Annotated in this window: 2 protein-coding genes; both read right to left on the reverse strand. The window is 42.7% G+C overall.

Annotated features, from left to right (window positions below):
- Nucleotides 1-341, reverse strand: a 341-nt coding sequence (locus NE536_RS22745) for a hypothetical protein (protein ID WP_261274114.1), incomplete at its 3' end; no start/stop codon positions are given.
- Between the two features lie 11 nt (nt 342-352).
- Nucleotides 353-1,359, reverse strand: a 1,007-nt coding sequence (locus NE536_RS22750) for an OmpA family protein (protein ID WP_261274115.1), incomplete at its 5' end; no start/stop codon positions are given.

Below are 1,359 nucleotides of genomic sequence, written 5' to 3' on the forward strand. Positions count from 1 at the left end.
TATACAGTCACGATTCCTGGTGTATCACCTCCAATCAAAACTCCTGGGTCGTTAAAATAACCAACATCTTGGTCACTTGTATGCCAATCACTGACACTTAAATCCGTTAATGCGCGAGATGAACCGTCAGAGTAGTAACCGACTGCTTCGAAAGCTTGCTTATTGCCTGCCGCAAGCGTCAACTGACTCACTCCTCGCGTTGTTAGCGGCGATGCACTGATATCTATGCGCTCTAATTTTGCAGTAGCCCCAGAAAACGCCCCTCCGGAATCACAGCCTGTTAAGAGCATTAATAGAGGAAATACTATTATTGAAACAAAATACTTAAAAACTTTAGTCATGATAATACGGCCTATTTCTGATACTGAAAGCTAGGAATGGAGACTTCAACTCTGCGATTTTTAGCTCGCCCATCTGCAGTTTGGTTATCAGCAACGGGGTGAGATGCTCTCTTTCCCTGAGCTTGAATTTGCGCTGGGCTCACTCCTAATTCAAGAAGCTTATTCGCTACCGTCTGAGCACGTCTCTCAGAAAGCACTTGGTTATAAGCCTCTGAGCCTATTGAATCAGCATGGCCTACAACAACCACTCTAGCTTGTGGGTAAGTATTTAACACTTCGACGACTTCCGCCAACTGCTCGATAAAATCATGGCTGAGTTCAGTAGAACCAAAATCAAAAATGCCATTCATACTTTTAGACGAAAAGGTAAGTGTTTGAGGTGACGCTTCAACAACGACAATCTTCGTAGCAGGAGTTGATAACTCTTTAATCAACGTTGGTTGAGTAGCATGACCAAAGGTATAGGTAAGCCCAACCAAAAAGCCATGGCTATCATATTTACCTGTATTTGATTCACCGATACTGTCGATGTATTGATAACCGGCGGATAAACGGAAATTGGGGGTAAAGTTATAGTTAACCCCGATTTCACCAAGAGGAGAAAAGCCGGTCGCATCAAGTTTATCTGAAGAAAGGTGCGTTTTTTCTATGTCCCAATAAGCAACGCCCAATCGACCGTATAAACTCAGGTTGTCTTGTAGATACCAATCGTAACGTAGTGCACTTTCAATCAACCCCGTTTTAACATTAACCGATGTGGCATCAGCCTTTAAATCATCGTGATATTGATAGCCTACATCCCAACTCCAAGCTGGAGAAAACTGTAAACCACTAGAAACACCAAAGATAGCGCCTTTGGGATTAGAGTGTTTATAACTGTCGTCCGAAGCCCATTGATATCCACCCTTTGCTTCAATAAAAAACAGAGGGGACTCAGTGCTGGCCCACGCAGGAGCACATAATATATAGACTAGTAAAAGATATTTTTTCATCACGTTCCACAAAGATAGTAGTTGAA

Origin of the sequence: Shewanella septentrionalis, from assembly GCF_025370265.1 — a bacterium.
Classification (GTDB): domain Bacteria; phylum Pseudomonadota; class Gammaproteobacteria; order Enterobacterales; family Shewanellaceae; genus Shewanella; species Shewanella hafniensis.